The following is a 14,304-nucleotide window of genomic DNA, read 5'->3' as shown; positions in this document are numbered from 1 at the left end:
TAAATAGGTAGAGCCATGACACAAGCTGTTATTGATAATGAAACCCAGGAAAAATTGGATGCCTTCATCAAGCAGGAAGAGGGTGACTCCAATGATTACAAGGGTCTACTAGCGAAATTCATTACCCTGGTAGCGGTTGGCATGTCTCTGTTTCACCTGTATGCCGCATATTCGATTGTTCCGACCCAACAGCTCCGCGTCATTCACGTTGCCTTAGTTTTATTTCTAGTTTTCCTTAGCTTTCCCATCGCCAGTCGCTTTAAAAACCGCCTCATGTGGTGGGATGTGATCTGCGCGATTGGATCTGTCTATATTGCGTATTACATCCTGAGCGGTGGAGATGATTTATTTGATAGAAACACTGCGCCCAACCCTACTGATGTCATGGTGGGTATTGGCCTAATTCTTCTCATCCTTGAAAGCGTCAGAAGAACCAATGGGATGATTTTGGTCGGAGTTACAGTACTCTTCTTACTGTACGCCCTATTTGGTAACTATCTACCCGCACCTTGGACTCATAAAGGTTACGATTTAGATCGCCTAGTAGGTTATATGTACATGACGCTTGAGGGCATCTATGGAACGGCTGTTGATGTCTCGGCAACCCTCATTATCTTATTCACAATCTTTGGTGCCTTCTTGCAATTTACTGGGGCCGGAAAATTCTTTATCGATTTTTCATTTGCTGCCATGGGCGGCAAATCATCCGGTGTTGGTAGAACTATTGTGATGTCTTCCTTCTTATTAGGCGGCCCATCTGGATCAGGCGTAGCAACTACCGTGACTGTTGGATCAGTTGCCGCCCCCATGCTTGATAAGGTGGGTTACGAGAAAAATGCCGCTGGCGGGCTCTTGGCGGCCGGAGGACTTGGTGCAATCATTTCACCACCCGTCCTTGGCGCTGCTGCATTCCTTATTGCAGACTTCTTAAAAATCTCCTATCTGGATGTCTTGCTCATGGCAACCATCCCAACCATTCTTTTCTATCTTGGCTTATTTGTCATGGTAGAAATCGATGTCCGTAAATATGGAATGAAAAATATTCATTTCCAAGCAGCAGAAACAGCATGGCAGCTCACCAAAAAATATTGGTTTCATTTCTTCTCCCTGATATCAATCGTCGTATTTATGCTGCTCGGCTTCTCACCAGTAATGTCTGTGTTTTGGGCAACTGTAGTCTCAGCCCTCTCCAGCATGCTGCGTAAAGATACTGCCATCATTTCTTGGGACTGGTTTAAGGGAAAAGAACCTATTCTCTCTGGTCTTTACAACTCCAACCTAACAAAAGCATTAGCTTCGGGCTCCACAGGCGTTCTGGCGATTGCTGCTACCTGTGCTGGTGCAGGCTTGATTGTTGGTACGGTCACATTAACCGGCCTTGGCTTAAAGTTCAGTTCGATTGTGATTCAGTATGCTGGTGGCTCACTCTTGCTAACTGCAATTTTTACTGCACTCGTAGTTTGGGTGGTTGGCCTTGCAGTTCCAGTCACCGCCTCCTACATTATTTGTGCCGTGATTGCAGCACCAGCCCTCATTAATTTGGGAGTGCCTGCTTTTGCAGCCCATATGTTTATCTTCTATTACGCAGTGCTTTCAGAGGTATCTCCACCCACAGCACTTTCACCATTTGCCGCAGCTGCAATTTGTAAAGGCAATCCCTACAAGACCACTTTGCAAACTTGGAAATATGTAGCGCCAGCTATTCTTGTACCGTTTATGTTTGTTCTAGATAAGTCCGGTGTAAGTCTGCTATTGATGGGCTCAACATCCGCATTAGAGCAAGCAGATTGGATGCAGATTGCTTGGATTTCATTCACAGCAGTCGTAGGGATCATCTGTCTAGCAGGCGGTCTTCAAGGCTGGTTCATTGAGAAAACCAAAACCTTCGAACGCATCATCATGGTCATCTCTGGGGTTGCGCTTGCCTACCCTTCTACCGAGGCCGATCTAGTGGGATTCATTGGTTTTGGTCTGGTGCTGATTACCCAATCTATCACCCACTTTAGACTGAATCCAAAATCTTCATAAGAATTATTGGCTTGTTTAAGATCATAAAAAATCCCGCGTTATGTGCGGGATTTTTTATTGCCAAAGAAGTTGTGTACTTGAACCGCGCGCTAAATTGAACTACGCAATCTTCGTCCAGGCAGCCTTACCGGCATATTTTTTGATCGCAACTTCATCAAACTCAAATCCTAGGCCCGGGGTTTTATGCAAAATCAAATCCCCGTTTTTAAACGTCAGCTGCTTATTGATCAGCCTACGGAAGTTCAAGACCTGATCATCCAAGAAAAATTCCACAAAGCGTGCATTAGGCGTAGCAGCTACTAGGGGAGCATGCAAATCATGCATCCAGTGCGGACAAACAATAACCCCCTTTAAATCGGCGTATGCAGATATACGACGCCATTCAGTAATACCTCCACACACCGCAGCATCGGATTGCAAAATAGCGGCGCCACCTGCGTCAATTAACTCCCTAAAACGCCAGCGCCCTGCCTCCATTTCGCCAGTTGCCACATTAATCTTGGTTTGCCGAGCCAATGCAGCATGTAGATCAATCGCGTCAGGAGAAAAGGGTTCCTCTATCCAGTATGGGTTATACGCCTCAAATCGGCGGACATATTCCAGCGCCGTAGGTAAATCTCTCCAAGCATTATTGGCATCCAGAGTCAGCAAAACATCCTCGCCAACTGCCTTACGTGCCGCTTTTACACGCGCCTCTTCATCCTTTGGTGATAGGCGCCCTACCTTCATTTTGACAGCCTTAAAACCCTGTTTTACGTAGGATTCCATTTCTTTACCGAGCTTAGCGGGCGTCTTACCATCCAAGTAATATCCGCCACTCGCATAAGCAGGCACGCGATCATCTACTACGGAGCCTAAATACTGATGCAGAGGTAATCGCGCTGCGCGGGCATTTAAGTCCCACAGTGCCGTATCTAAAATCGAAATGCCACGCATGACGGCGCCAGTGCGTCCTTGCAAAATAGATTCGTTATACATCTCAATCCACAAACCCTCACTGCGATGACTGTTTTGACCAATCAATTTGGGGGCCAGTAATTGTTCGACAGCAATCTTGGCAATATCTCCACCAGCACTGCCAACATAACAAAAACCAATACCTTCATTTCCATCTTTGCCACGCACCTTTACTAAACAGTAATGGCGCTCGGAGACGGTGCGGGTAGAAAAAGAGGTGATCTTATCCAGAGGTACTGCTACTGCTGCAACGGATACTGACTCAATGATCGGCATGAGATCTCCTATATTCAAAAAATTATTGTATCTACAATTTTATTCAAATGCCCCTCATTAGTACCGGGGGAATAATGCCTCACGTACAGCACTTGTTAACCAGGTCAGGACCACATAGATCTCAGAGCCATGATTGCTGCAGCACAGCACAAAAATTCAAATATCCAGCCTTAAAACAACAATATTGGATAATTGATGAGTGAAAAAAATTGTTCGTAAACCACCCCGCTCCTTTTTGCCGGGGATGCACATAGTTATAGGCATCGCTTTATTTGGCCTGATTCAATTGCCAGGTATCCATCTTGCCTCAAATGCTTTTGGGCAACAGGCCAATAAAACACCTCAGGTACGCGCCAAAACAGTTGCAAAGAGTAATAAACAAGCAGGAGTAAAACTAAACAATAGCTCCCTTAATCAATCCTCCAAAGGTATGAGTCTTAATCCCGAGCTTTTTAAACGCATCGAGGGTGAGTACAGCAGCGATAGTGGAGCAAATTTGGATTACCGTATACAGCGCGGCTGTATGAAAAGAAGTTTTACTGAAGACAATCTACCCACCAATATTGGGGTCAGTGACCGCAGTTTTAATGATTTTTTCAAAGCGCAAACCAAAGGATTTTTTGATCGCTTACGGGGCAGCTGCATCCCCTATGCGCTTGCCCTTGGAACTCGCAATCGCTTTGAATCCCTAAGCATCATGAATGGCCCGATACAAGACGCTAAAACAGAAATTTGGACATTCACCCCATCGGCAGCTGGCGGATTTTTAATTCAACAAGACTATCTCAAAGATGAATCCAAGCGTTTCACCGAAATCCAACTACCACTACGTGACGTGCTGTATGACCCCAAAAAAGTTGGGGATCAATTGCCTGTGGAATTGGTTTGGGAACTCAATTCCGTCATTAAGCAAATTTATCCAGAAGAAAATAATTCTCTAGAGAATACCAATAGCATTGTCCGTCTCATTGTCGATTTTGGTGACAAAGAGCGCTGGGCGCAAATTTGGGCCGCTGAAATTATTGAGCCTGATTCTCAAGAGGTATTTGCTAGTGCATTTTGGATTGAGCGTAGCGGTCTTCCAGGGGCCTTTTATACCGCCAACGGCGAATCGATTGAGCGTACGTTTTGGACCAACCCATTGAGCTATCGACGGATCTCACGCGGGGTAGGTAGTGTGCGTGCCTCAAGCAAAAAAGCAGTCCCAACTAAAAATAATCCTGCAACGATCCCAAAACAACGTTACCGAACCCATATGGGCATTGACTATTCAGCGCCCACCGGAACCCCCGTCTTTAGCGTAGCTACAGGCAAAGTAGTACATCTTGGCTATAGCGGAGCCTTTGGCAATCTGATTGTTCTGGAGCACCCTGGAAATTACCGCACCTACTACGCTCATTTAAGTAACTACAACGTGGAATTGGATGTAGGCAATGAAGTGCGACGAGGGCTTGAAATTGGGTATGTCGGGTCTACTGGCCGCTCTACTGGCCCCCATCTTCACTTTGAATTACGAAAAGATGGCATCTACGTAGACCCTTATGGATCAAAAACTCAGCTCGATTTATGGAATATGCGCGATAGTGATAGCGGACTTCTCACCAGAGAAATTCTCCTGCTTGGCACGCCGCCTAAAAACTAAAAAGGGATCCGAATAGATCCCTTTAAACGAAGTTGGCTGAGGACTTAGCCGAGCACCAAAACTGGTAATTTTGAGTGCACAATCACTTCGTGTGTTTCGCTACCCAGCAAAACACTCTTCAGGCCAGTACGCTTGTGTGATGCCATCACAATAACATCAGCCTTGGCTTTCTTGGCACCCTCTAGGATCCCTTCTGACAGATTGCTATCGGCAATATGTAGAGTTTTAGCTTTAATGCTGGCGCCTAATGCGGTAGCCGCTTTTTTGAATACATCAGCAGCAAATGCATCGCATGCTTTCTTGTGCTCTTTTTGAGAAATTCCATAACCCATTGTGCTATCCGAATACACAATTGGTGGCATTGGATCTGAAACATAAACTAAAGTCACTGCAGCGCCATCAGCTTTAGCGATTTCAGCCACTTTCTTCAAAGACTTTTTACTTACATCTGACCCATCAACGGGCACTAATAAATGCTTGAACATATTGACTCCTGTTTATAAATTAAACCCAAATACCTACTACTCCATCATAATGCTTATTATTCACCTAAAAAGTGTAAAAGGAAAACTTAATTGCTCAAGTATTGCACAGCATATTTCCATATCTTCAAGGGTCGGCTAAGTAGACCTGCTTGGCTAGCCCTACAGTGGTTTAGGCTCTAGAATTATCCTTAACGCATGTTTTTTTACCCAAAACTACTCCACTCCTTCAAAGGCTACAACCGCGCCTTCTTTACCCGAGATATTTTGGCCGGCATTACAGTGGGGGTGGTTGCTCTCCCCCTTGCCATGGCGTTTGCAATCGCCAGCGGGCTAAAACCGGAAACCGGCATCTTTACCGCAATTATCGCCGGCGCCCTCATCTCTGTTTTTGGCGGAAGTCGCGTCCAAATCGGGGGGCCAGCAGGCGCCTTTATTGTGATTGTTTACGGCATAGTGGAACGCTATGGGGTGGGTAATTTATTGCTTGCTACCGCCATGTCTGGAATCTTTTTATTCCTCATGGGCTTATTGCGACTAGGCACCTTAATTCGCTTTATCCCCGTCGCAGTGATCATCGGATTCACAAATGGCATTGCCGTGCTGATTGGCTTATCTCAGATTAAAGAATTTTTTGGCCTGCAGATCGCAAAAATGCCTGCGGAGTTCTTCCAATTAATTCATGCGCTGTATGCAGCAATGGACACCGTCAATCCTTTTGCGCTAACCTTATCGATGGGTAGCCTCGCATTTCTCATACTGTGGAGAGTTTTTCAAAAGCGGCTTGGGCATCTAAGTCAAATACCCGGCACAGTAATTGCTATGGTGATAGCCACAGTGCTTACAGCGGTATTCAATTTACCAGTTGAGACAATTGGCAGCCGCTTTGGCGGAATACCCTCAAGTCTTCCCAGTTTTCAATGGATTCCAATTACCTGGGAAACCGCTCAGTTCATGATTGCACCAGCGATCACCCTGGCACTTCTCGGCGCAATTGAATCACTCTTGTGCGCCCGTATCGCCGATGGGTTGATTCATGATCGTCACGACTCCAACCAAGAATTAATGGCGCAGGGTGTTGCAAACTTCATTACACCCTTTTTTGGAGGAATGCCAGCAACCGGCACTATTGCAAGAACTGTCACCAATATTCAAAGCGGGGGAAATACCCCGATTGCCGGGATTGTTCACTCGATCGTGCTGCTTGCCATTATTTTATTTGGCGCCCCACTCGCTAAAAATATTCCCCTAGCATGTCTAGCTGCTATTTTAATGTTTGTTGCATGGAATATGGGTGAATGGAGGAAATTTTTAGATTTAAAACAATTCCGATTACCCTATCGCCTGACAATGCTTAGCGTCTTTCTGCTGACTATCATGCTTGACCTCACGGTTGCCATTCAGGTAGGCTTACTTTTGGCGTTCATCACTTTCATCTATCGAATTTCAAGTTTGTCGCGTTATGAAGCCGCTAATGCAAATGATTTTCCAAGTCTAATAAATCAACAAGGAAAAATTTCCGCTCTTCGAATTTATGGAGCAATTTTCTTTGGCGCTGTGCAGTTACTAGAAAAGATTGAAAATGAGTTGCCCTCTGAAAAACTCCTTCTCGACTTTAAAAATGTGATTTATATAGATAGCTCTGGCATGGATGCCATACTTGAACTTGAGCGGGCATGCAAGGTAAGGGGTGTTGCTCTTGTTATTTGTGGATTGGCACATCAACCCTATGAAATGGCAGTGCGTAGCGGCTTGCTAGAGCAGCTACCAGATGACTGTATTTACCCAAACCTACAAGAGGCTATTTTTAGCGCAGTCGACAAAGATCTGCCCTAAGAAATACAAAAGCCCCCTTTTAACAACGCATCAGGTAAATACCAGGCACGATACAGGCCAAATACACCCGCAGAAAATAACAGACCAGCAGCAATATAGCGCACCCAAGGATACCGTCCAAATTGGGTAAGCGCTGCTGAAAATTTAGAGATCAATAATAGATTCGGCAGTGTTCCCAAACCAAACGCCAACATCAGAGCAGCCCCCGTCCATGGATCACCCGATAAAAAGGCAAGAGGTAGAACGCTATACACCAGGCCGCAAGGCACCAAACCCCACAGCATGCCACTAAACCAGCGTGAAGAATGCCCTGCAAAACGGCCTAGATATTTTGCCCAATAAGTAGCCATACGCGCGCCCAACCACTTTCCGACCAATAGCGAACTTTTATTTTGCTGCCGCAATAAACGGACACCCATGAAGAGCAACATGAGAGCGGTAAAAGCGAACAACGGTCTCTGAATTGGAACGATATCTTGCTGCCAAATACTCGCACCTAGCCAAGCAGCCAGCGCACCTAATAAAACATATGTAGTTAGGCGACCAAAGTGCATCAGCAATTGCAAATAAAACAATTGCACCCTGCTCTGCAAGACAATCACAGAGTCAGGACGACCCTCTCTGGGGCGCTCGATAGCGGCAGCGATTCCGCCGCACATCAAAGCGCAGTGCCAACCACTTACCAATGCGCCCATGAATATGGCCAACACTAGGCTGACGGTTAACATCCAAGCATCCAGCTGTATAAGGAATTAACAAAACTATGCATATCCTAGTAGAATAAACTCATCTGCTAAATAGATTGAATATGAATTTCACCAGCTCGGATGCCCCAAGCAGCAAATGCTCAGTATGTGTACTGGGTCAGTTTTGCCTGCCAGTAGGTATCAGCTCTACTGATATTGCCAAGATTGACACCCTCGTGAAGGATAGGGTCCGCCTACAAAAAGGGGAAAGCCTGTATCGCCACGGAGACCCCTTAAATGCAGTGTATAGCGTTAGATTTGGAACGCTTAAGACTGAGTACGGCCTAGAAGATGGACGGCAGCAGGTCATCGGATTTCATCTCCCTGGAGAGATCTTGGGGCTTGATGGCATTGGCGAGGGTCAGTATCAATCAGAAGCGATTGCGCTTGAAGATAGTGAAGTCTGCATTATTCGCTACGAGGCATTTGAGGATTTAGCACGCCAAATTCCAGTTCTACAACAACAATTTCATCGCATCCTCAGTAGAGAACTCACTCAAGATCAGCGTCACCTACTTTCTTTAGGAAGTTTGCGCGCTGAAGAGCGTTTAGCGGCTTTCTTGCTGAATCTTTCCCAGCGACTCGCGGCTCGCGGTTACTTGAATAATGAATTTGATTTACGCATGAGCCGTGTAGAGATTGGCAGCTACCTTGGAATTCAAATCGAAACGGTCAGCCGTATGCTGTCCCGCTTTGCTGAATCTGGCCTCATTCAAATTAAGCAGCGCCATATTAAGCTGATCGATATGGATGGCCTTTATGAATTAGCTAGCATTCCCAATCCAAATCGTGCTGTCCAGATCAAAACATAGTCGCCTCAGTTTTTAGATCAATCCTCGATCAGAGCCTTTGCTTCCTTCAGTATCAATACCTGGAAGAATGTAAGCGGTAAGCGCACTTGAGAACGAACAAAATATCCAGATTACAAAAAACCCCAGAGTATAGATTCCCTCATCTGAGATATTAGGATGATGTCCAAAGAAAAGAAGTTCAGCTGGATGAACAATAGTAAAGAGCAAACCCTCAGCCAAGATGGATACCAAAAAGGATGGCCACATAATCCAGATGAATAGACGGTACTTCATTTGCGATCTCGCTCAACTTTGATCTGCTCCACCTTCAAGCCGCGCTTGATAACTCCATCTCGAACTGGCTTGTCTGCGTATAAATTAACAGCAAGGTAAATAGTAATCATGCAGCCGATAGCCGCCACCGCAGGCCCACTAATGAGCAACCATGGCCAAAGCTGCTTAAACCAAGGTTTATTTAGCTGTTGTTCTGTCATATTCATCCTCTCCATCTTTCGCTATTGAGCTTAGCGGGGAATAATAAAGCTTGATTTTTCATCGCGCACTCGAATGACTGGCTTATCGCCCGACATCTCATCCGCGGACACATCAAAATGAATCGGGTAATTGCCCGGCTCATTTTCACCAATATTTGTACTTACCTTAATTGGTAAGAGTTGATTGCTTGCCGGCGCCACCTCAATCTCAGATATCTCTCTACCTTGAGAATCCAAAATCCTCAAATTTGAAAGACCTGATGCCTTGATATGCACTTTCATAGGGTTCTCGGAGGCATTCATAATCTGAATACGATAAATATTTTCAATACGAGCACCATCGACCTCACGGGCCAAAGCACCCCGGTCGCGCATGACATCCACCCGCAGGGGATTACGCGTTGCCAAAGATACTAAAAAAGCACCCGTAAGCACTGTGATAAAAGCGGTGTATATCAATACCCTTGGGCGCAGGATATGCCGTATCGCGCTTTGATTCGATTCCTTATCCTCGATTGCTCTCTCGGTGGTGTACCTAATCAATCCCTTTGGATAGTTCACTTTTTCCATCACCTGATTGCAGGCATCAATGCAGGCCCCACAACCAATACACATGTACTGCAAACCATCCCGGATATCGATTCCCGTTGGACAAACTTGAACACAAATACTGCAGTCAACGCAATCACCTAGCCCAAGACTTGCATGATCGGCAGACTTACTCCGACTACCCCTTGGCTCCCCGCGAACCTTATCGTAAGTCACTAGGAATGTATCCTTATCCACCATCACACTCTGAAAGCGAGCATAGGGACACATATACTTGCAAACCTGTTCACGCATGAATCCCGCGTTACCCCAAGTAGCAAAACTATAGAAGCAAAGCCAAAACAGTTGCCATGGGCCAAGAGATAAATGCAAGATGGCTATACCTAAAGTTTCAATAGGCGTGAAGTAACCAATAAAAGTAAAGCCAGTCCAAAAAGCAATCACCAGCCATAAAAAATGCTTCGTGATTTTTAAGCGCCATTTGCGAAAACTCCAAGGCCACTCCTCGCCATCTAGGCGAATACGCGCAAATCGATCGCCCTCCACCTTGCGCTCAATCCACATAAAGATTTCGGTATAGACTGTTTGTGGGCAGGCATACCCACAAAATAAGCGACCAGCGACCGCTGTAAAGAGAAAAAGCGCTAAGGCGGAAAGAATTAATAGCAGCGTCAGATAGATGACATCTTGCGGCCACAACACCAAGCCAAAAATATAAAACTTACGCTGAATTAAATCAAAGAGTACCGCTTGACGACCATTCCAACTTACCCAAGGAAGGCCATAAAAAAGTAACTGTGTGGCAAATACCAAAATAAAACGCCAGCGGGCAAATAGGCCGCTGACTGAGCGAGGGTAAATCTTTCGCCGGACCTCGTAAAGAGATTCCTCAATCACATCTATAGGAATAGGTTTCCCAACCGGCGAATTTTCTGACACTAATTATTTAGCTTGAGTAGATTTATTATTGGATAAACCCCAAACATAGGCTGTCAAGAGATGAATTTTCTCAGGACTGAGCACCTTATCTTGAGCGGGCATCATCGCCATACGACCTTTAGTGATGGTCTCTACAATCGTCGCCTCTGAGCCACCGTACAACCAAGTTTTATCAGTCAAATTAGGGGCACCTAAAGCAATATTACCCTTACCGTCTGCACCGTGGCAAGCTACGCAGTTTGCTTTGTACACCTCTGCACCACGCGCAGCTTTCAGATCGTCTGCAGGTAAGCCAGAGAGGCTACGAACATAGTTGGCCACATCCACAATTTGCTTGCTATCTAGCTGTGGAAATGGAGGCATGACACCTGCACGGCCATTAATTAAGGTGGTCTTAATATTTTCAGGTGAGCCGCCGTACAACCAATCACCATCAGTCAGATTAGGGAAGCCTTTAGCGCCGCCAGCATCTGAGCCATGGCACTGTGCACAGGAATTCAAGAAGAGACGCTGACCCATTTCACGAGCCTTAGGATCTGCAGCCACTTGCTCAATATCCATCTTGATATATTTTGCGTACACAGGCTTTAATTCATCATTCGCGGTCGTCATGGAACTCATGAGGGCGCCATCTGTGCTGTAGCCCAGGACGCCAGGATAAGATCCAAGGCCCGGATACAAAACAAGATATACCAGACCAAAGATGCAAGAAAGCAAGAACATCCACATCCACCAACGTGGCAATGGATTATTTAGTTCGCGCAAATCACCATCCCATACATGGCCTGTATCAGCCACTTCGCCATCAGGCTTAAGCTTTACCTTTACCTTTAACTGGGAAAACAACAGCCATACGCACCAAATAATACCGACCAGCGTTACTAAGGCGATATAGGTACTCCAACCGGCACCAAGAAAGTCACTCATGATTTGTCCTTACTAAATTCATCGGGAAGATCGAACGGAAGTTCGGCGGACTCTTGATTGGCTGCCTGTCTTTTTGAGGACCAGGCCCACCAAACAATTCCTAAAAATACAACTAAGCCAAGTACAGAAGAGATGGCAGAGAGGTAGGGCGCGATATTTTGCATAAGATTTATCCGCTAAAAATTACTTAGCAACAACCTCATCAACCACAATGTAGCGACGATTCACACCCAAACCTTGTAAATACGCAATCAACGCATCCTCTTCAGTCTTACCTTCGAGCTCTTTTGGCGCATTCGCAATTTGCTCATCGGTATAAGGAACACCTAGGCGACGCATTGCCGTCATATGGGAAGCGATCGTATCTGCCGCTGCTGGCTTTTGTAGATAGGGGTAGCCTGGCATATTGGACTCGGGAACGACATCGCGAGGATTCCGCAAGTGAATGCGATGCCAGTCATCGGAGTAACGACCGCCAACGCGAGCTAAATCGGGACCAGTACGCTTACTACCCCATAAGAATGGATGATCAAATACTGACTCACCAGCTAGGGAGTAAGGACCATAGCGCTCAACCTCAGAACGCAAAGTACGAATCTGCTGAGAATGGCAACCTAAGCAACCTTCGCGCTGATAAATATCGCGCCCAGCTAAACGTAAGGCCGAGTATGGCTCCACGCCAGGGCTAGGCTCTGTAGTGGAGTGTTGGAAAAATAAAGGAATGATCTGCACCAAACCAGCAACCGCAACAGCTGCGATGGTTGCAATGATTAGCCAACCAACGTTACGCTCAAGCGTTTCGTGGGAAAAAAATCGACGTTGTTCTGACATGTTCTTATCCTTAATGAGCAGCTACTGACGTTTGTGGAATTGCAGCGTCAATGAATTTTTTACCAATCACTGTCTTGTATACGTTGTAAGCCATCACGAACATACCACTCAAGTAGCACAGACCGCCTAACAAACGAATTACATAAAATGGGTAGGTTGCTTTGACAGACTCGACGAAGCTATAAGTCAATGTGCCATCTGGTTCGAAGGCTCTCCACATCAAGCCCTGCATTACTCCGGCAATCCACATAGCGGCGATGTAAATCACCACGCCAATAGTGGCGATCCAGAAATGCAATTCAATTAACTTTGTGCTGTACATATCACGCTGACCCACTAAACGTGGAATCAGGTAGTACAAGGAGCCAATCGTAATCATGGCAACCCAACCCAACGCACCTGAATGCACGTGCCCAATAGTCCAGTCTGTGTAATGCGACAAGCTATTCACAGTTTTAATTGACATCATTGAGCCTTCGAAAGTTGACATACCGTAGAAGGACAATGCGACAACCAAGAACTTCAAGATTGGATCACGACGCAATTTATGCCACGCGCCAGACAACGTCATGATGCCGTTGATCATGCCACCCCATGATGGAGCTAGCAAAATCAAAGAGAACACCATTCCTAAAGACTGAGTCCAATCTGGCAACGCTGTGTGTTGTAGGTGGTGAGGACCAGCCCACATATACGTAAAGTTCAATGCCCAGAAGTGGACGATCGATAAACGATATGAATAGATTGGGCGCTCAGCTTGCTTAGGAATGAAGTAGTACATCATGCCCAAGAAACTGGTGGTCAAGAAGAAGCCCACTGCGTTATGGCCATACCACCACTGAATCATCGCATCTTGCGTACCCGCATAAGCAGAGTAAGACTTGAAGAGGCTTGCTGGCATCTCAATATTGTTAACAATATGCAAAATCGCAATCGTCAAAATATAGGCACCAAAAAACCAGTTAGAAACGTAGATATGTTTAGTCTTACGTTTGATCACGGTGCCAAAAAATACCACTGCGTAAGCAACCCAAACTACTGTAATTAAAATATCAATTGGCCACTCTAATTCTGCATACTCTTTAGAAGTAGTGATGCCTAATGGCAAAGTGACTGCAGCTAAAACGATGACTGCCTGCCAACCCCAAAAAGTAAACGCTGCCAACTTGTCGCAAAAGAGTCGGACCTGACAGGTGCGCTGCACGATGTAATAAGAGGTCGCAAATAAGGCAGAACCGCCAAAAGCAAAAATCACCGCATTGGTATGCAAAGGACGCAAGCGACCGTAGCTGAGCCAAGGAATATTAAAAGTAATTTCAGGCCATATGAGCTGCGCAGCGAGGATAACCCCCACGAGCATGCCCACAATCCCCCAAAGTACCGTAACAATGGCAAATTGGCTGACGACCTTATAGTTGAAGGTATCTTGATTGTTCCCCACGGTAATTCCCATGGTTTCTCCTTTTAGTGACCAAACAGCGACATAATCCAAATAGACTCGAACCATTATCAAAGTAAGGTACTTCGGGCGTTTTGATCTACATCAAAAAGGATGTGGACATTTGCAATCTTTAAAGCCCTATTAAAGATCTAGACACTTCCATATTTATGAAAAATATGACTATTTTTGAGAGTAGTCACTAACTTTTTGAGGTTTTGGAGTGTCATCATCCATCAAAATTGCCTCCCCTGGACCATTCAAATCGTCAAATTGACCACTCTTGACCGACCAGTACAAAATCCAGGCCAAAAGGCCTACCAAAATCAGTGATAAAGGGATTAAAAGAAATAAGCTCTCCATAGCTC

The 14,304-nt window shown here is 45.6% G+C and carries 15 protein-coding genes; 4 read left to right on the top strand and 11 right to left on the bottom strand.

Annotation, left to right across the window (positions count from 1 at the left end):
• Positions 1-15: 15 nt before the first annotated feature.
• The gene (locus AOB49_RS10950; protein WP_062311009.1) at positions 16-2,028 is read left to right on the top strand and encodes a TRAP transporter permease; all 2,013 of its coding nucleotides are present in this window, start codon (positions 16-18) and stop codon (positions 2,026-2,028) included.
• A gap of 99 nt (positions 2,029-2,127) precedes the next feature.
• On the opposite strand, the gene AOB49_RS10945 is transcribed toward AOB49_RS10950, so the two are convergent.
• Positions 2,128-3,261, bottom strand: a complete 1,134-nt coding sequence (locus AOB49_RS10945) for a mandelate racemase/muconate lactonizing enzyme family protein (RefSeq protein ID WP_062311007.1) — start codon at positions 3,259-3,261, stop codon at positions 2,128-2,130.
• A 199-nt stretch (positions 3,262-3,460) separates the two neighbouring features.
• Between AOB49_RS10945 and AOB49_RS10940 the strand changes: the two genes are divergently transcribed.
• Entirely contained in the window at positions 3,461-4,903 is a 1,443-nt protein-coding gene (locus tag AOB49_RS10940) for a M23 family metallopeptidase (RefSeq protein ID WP_245640675.1), read from the top strand.
• Positions 4,904-4,947: 44 nt separating this feature from the next.
• Here the strand turns inward: AOB49_RS10940 and AOB49_RS10935 are convergent, their stop codons facing one another.
• Entirely contained in the window at positions 4,948-5,388 is a 441-nt protein-coding gene (locus AOB49_RS10935; protein ID WP_062311005.1) for a universal stress protein, read from the bottom strand.
• A gap of 195 nt (positions 5,389-5,583) precedes the next feature.
• Here AOB49_RS10935 and AOB49_RS10930 point away from each other — a divergent pair, with 195 nt between their 5' ends.
• Positions 5,584-7,221 carry a SulP family inorganic anion transporter gene (locus AOB49_RS10930; protein WP_062311003.1) on the top strand — a complete coding sequence of 546 codons (1,638 nt, stop codon included), beginning with the start codon at positions 5,584-5,586 and terminating at the stop codon, positions 7,219-7,221.
• Here AOB49_RS10930 and AOB49_RS10925 read toward each other — a convergent pair.
• Positions 7,218-7,949 (bottom strand): sulfite exporter TauE/SafE family protein, encoded by a 732-nt coding sequence (locus AOB49_RS10925; protein WP_062311001.1) that lies wholly within the window; start codon positions 7,947-7,949, stop codon positions 7,218-7,220. The genes AOB49_RS10930 and AOB49_RS10925 overlap by 4 nt on opposite strands.
• An 80-nt stretch (positions 7,950-8,029) precedes the next feature.
• Between AOB49_RS10925 and AOB49_RS10920 the strand changes: the two genes are divergently transcribed.
• Complete coding sequence (locus AOB49_RS10920) at positions 8,030-8,779, top strand: helix-turn-helix domain-containing protein (protein ID WP_062311000.1); 750 nt, start codon at positions 8,030-8,032, stop codon at positions 8,777-8,779.
• A gap of 12 nt (positions 8,780-8,791) precedes the next feature.
• Here the strand turns inward: AOB49_RS10920 and AOB49_RS10915 are convergent, their stop codons facing one another.
• From AOB49_RS10915 to ccoS, 8 genes are all read right to left on the bottom strand, one after another.
• Positions 8,792-9,052: a hypothetical protein gene (locus AOB49_RS10915; RefSeq protein WP_062310998.1), complete on the bottom strand. Its 261-nt coding sequence runs from the start codon at positions 9,050-9,052 to the stop codon at positions 8,792-8,794.
• Complete coding sequence (locus AOB49_RS10910; RefSeq protein WP_062311337.1) at positions 9,049-9,252, bottom strand: FixH family protein; 204 nt, start codon at positions 9,250-9,252, stop codon at positions 9,049-9,051. Before AOB49_RS10910 ends, AOB49_RS10915 begins: the two co-directional genes overlap by 4 nt.
• Positions 9,253-9,282: 30 nt before the next feature.
• On the bottom strand, positions 9,283-10,740 hold the full coding sequence (gene ccoG / locus AOB49_RS10905; RefSeq protein ID WP_062310996.1) for a cytochrome c oxidase accessory protein CcoG: 1,458 nt from the start codon (positions 10,738-10,740) through the stop codon (positions 9,283-9,285).
• Positions 10,741-10,743: 3 nt separating this feature from the next.
• Positions 10,744-11,667 (bottom strand): cytochrome-c oxidase, cbb3-type subunit III, encoded by a 924-nt coding sequence (ccoP, locus tag AOB49_RS10900; RefSeq protein WP_062310995.1) that lies wholly within the window; start codon positions 11,665-11,667, stop codon positions 10,744-10,746.
• Complete coding sequence (locus AOB49_RS10895; protein ID WP_062310993.1) at positions 11,664-11,831, bottom strand: cbb3-type cytochrome oxidase subunit 3; 168 nt, start codon at positions 11,829-11,831, stop codon at positions 11,664-11,666. Before AOB49_RS10895 ends, ccoP begins: the two co-directional genes overlap by 4 nt.
• Positions 11,832-11,850: 19 nt before the next feature.
• Positions 11,851-12,498 (bottom strand): cytochrome-c oxidase, cbb3-type subunit II, encoded by a 648-nt coding sequence (gene ccoO / locus AOB49_RS10890; RefSeq protein WP_062310991.1) that lies wholly within the window; start codon positions 12,496-12,498, stop codon positions 11,851-11,853.
• 10 nt (positions 12,499-12,508) lie between these two features.
• Positions 12,509-13,951 (bottom strand): cytochrome-c oxidase, cbb3-type subunit I, encoded by a 1,443-nt coding sequence (gene ccoN, locus AOB49_RS10885; RefSeq protein WP_062310989.1) that lies wholly within the window; start codon positions 13,949-13,951, stop codon positions 12,509-12,511.
• 168 nt (positions 13,952-14,119) lie between these two features.
• Positions 14,120-14,299: a cbb3-type cytochrome oxidase assembly protein CcoS gene (gene ccoS / locus AOB49_RS10880; RefSeq protein WP_062310987.1), complete on the bottom strand. Its 180-nt coding sequence runs from the start codon at positions 14,297-14,299 to the stop codon at positions 14,120-14,122.
• Positions 14,300-14,304: the final 5 nt, after the last annotated feature.

The organism is Polynucleobacter sinensis (assembly GCF_001595985.1).
Lineage (GTDB): Bacteria > Pseudomonadota > Gammaproteobacteria > Burkholderiales > Burkholderiaceae > Polynucleobacter > Polynucleobacter sinensis.
Note: the sequence above shows the minus strand (reverse complement) of the source record. Positions and strands in the feature narration are given on the sequence as shown.

Excerpts from the sequence above, each read along its gene's own strand:
- AOB49_RS10895 (WP_062310993.1), bottom strand. The coding sequence starts at position 11,831 with ATGCAAAATATCGCGCCCTACCTCTCTGCCATCTCTTCTGTACTTGGC.
- AOB49_RS10910 (WP_062311337.1), bottom strand. The coding sequence starts at position 9,252 with ATGACAGAACAACAGCTAAATAAACCTTGGTTTAAGCAGCTTTGGCCA.
- ccoO (WP_062310991.1), bottom strand. The coding sequence starts at position 12,498 with ATGTCAGAACAACGTCGATTTTTTTCCCACGAAACGCTTGAGCGTAAC.
- ccoP (WP_062310995.1), bottom strand. The coding sequence starts at position 11,667 with ATGAGTGACTTTCTTGGTGCCGGTTGGAGTACCTATATCGCCTTAGTA.
- ccoS (WP_062310987.1), bottom strand. The coding sequence starts at position 14,299 with ATGGAGAGCTTATTTCTTTTAATCCCTTTATCACTGATTTTGGTAGGC.
- AOB49_RS10915 (WP_062310998.1), bottom strand. The coding sequence starts at position 9,052 with ATGAAGTACCGTCTATTCATCTGGATTATGTGGCCATCCTTTTTGGTA.
- AOB49_RS10920 (WP_062311000.1), top strand. The coding sequence starts at position 8,030 with ATGAATTTCACCAGCTCGGATGCCCCAAGCAGCAAATGCTCAGTATGT.
- AOB49_RS10950 (WP_062311009.1), top strand. The coding sequence starts at position 16 with ATGACACAAGCTGTTATTGATAATGAAACCCAGGAAAAATTGGATGCC.
- AOB49_RS10925 (WP_062311001.1), bottom strand. The coding sequence starts at position 7,949 with ATGTTAACCGTCAGCCTAGTGTTGGCCATATTCATGGGCGCATTGGTA.
- AOB49_RS10935 (WP_062311005.1), bottom strand. The coding sequence starts at position 5,388 with ATGTTCAAGCATTTATTAGTGCCCGTTGATGGGTCAGATGTAAGTAAA.
- ccoN (WP_062310989.1), bottom strand. The coding sequence starts at position 13,951 with ATGGGAATTACCGTGGGGAACAATCAAGATACCTTCAACTATAAGGTC.
- AOB49_RS10945 (WP_062311007.1), bottom strand. The coding sequence starts at position 3,261 with ATGCCGATCATTGAGTCAGTATCCGTTGCAGCAGTAGCAGTACCTCTG.
- AOB49_RS10930 (WP_062311003.1), top strand. The coding sequence starts at position 5,584 with ATGTTTTTTTACCCAAAACTACTCCACTCCTTCAAAGGCTACAACCGC.